The sequence below is a fragment of the Legionella sp. W10-070 genome (genome assembly GCF_900640175.1).
GTDB lineage: Bacteria > Pseudomonadota > Gammaproteobacteria > Legionellales > Legionellaceae > Tatlockia.
Genome location: NZ_CAAAJC010000057.1, coordinates 1 through 811 on the forward strand (window position 1 = coordinate 1; position 811 = coordinate 811).

Sequence of the window (811 nt, forward strand, 5' to 3'; positions counted from 1 at the left end):
GTAATCGCTGCCGTCAGCGTGGTCTTACCATGGTCTACGTGACCTATCGTACCCACATTCACATGCGGCTTCTTACGCTCAAACTTTTCCTTCGCCATCGAAAGATCTCCCCATTAAAATTTTGATAACTGCATGGTGCCCACAACTGGACTCGAACCAACGACCTCTTCCTTACCAAGGAAGTGCTCTACCACCTGAGCTATGTGGGCTAAATTACATCCTGCACTATCGCAAGACACTAATTAATTTTGGAGCGGGTGATGGGAATCGAACCCACGCTATCAGCTTGGAAGGCTGAAGTTCTACCATTGAACTACACCCGCTTGTTCATTACCTCTTTTATAATATGGTGGAGGGGGAAGGATTCGAACCTTCGAAGGCAGAGCCGTCAGATTTACAGTCTGATCCCTTTGACCGCTCGGGAACCCCTCCCAAAAGAACGCCATTTTCTTTCATGGCATTAGCAAAGTCAATAGCCTAGCCATTCATTTTCCAAAAATGGCTGACATACAAGTGGTGCTGGCACCAGGAATCGAACCCGGGACCTACTGATTACAAGTCAGTTGCTCTACCAACTGAGCTACGCCAGCAACAATACGCCTTTATTCAGTGCTTCATATAAAGCTACTTTGCAGCAACTCGAAGCACAGCTTCCGCATTTTTTACGGACATTTTTTTATAAAAAAGCCCTGGCGATGACCTACTTTCACATGGGGAGACCCCACACTATCATCGGCGCGGGTCTGTTTCACTTCTGAGTTCGAGATGGATTCAGGTGGTTCCAGACCGCTATGGTCGCCAGGAAAAACGG

General features: G+C 47.6%; 1 protein-coding gene, 4 tRNA genes and 1 rRNA gene. All 6 read right to left on the reverse strand.

Annotated features, from left to right (window positions below; translation table 11 throughout):
* Nucleotides 1-98 (reverse strand): GTP-binding protein (locus E1O65_RS12425; RefSeq protein ID WP_133133908.1); only part of this gene is annotated, 98 nt, incomplete at its 3' end.
* A 35-nt stretch (nucleotides 99-133) separates the two neighbouring features.
* Nucleotides 134-209, reverse strand: a tRNA-Thr gene (locus tag E1O65_RS12430).
* A 40-nt stretch (nucleotides 210-249) separates the two neighbouring features.
* A tRNA-Gly gene (locus E1O65_RS12435) sits at nucleotides 250-323 on the reverse strand.
* 24 nt (nucleotides 324-347) lie between these two features.
* Nucleotides 348-432: transfer RNA gene (locus E1O65_RS12440), tRNA-Tyr, on the reverse strand.
* An 82-nt stretch (nucleotides 433-514) separates the two neighbouring features.
* A tRNA-Thr gene (locus E1O65_RS12445) sits at nucleotides 515-590 on the reverse strand.
* A 97-nt stretch (nucleotides 591-687) separates the two neighbouring features.
* Nucleotides 688-803 (reverse strand): 5S ribosomal RNA (gene rrf / locus E1O65_RS12450).
* Nucleotides 804-811 lie beyond the last annotated feature (8 nt).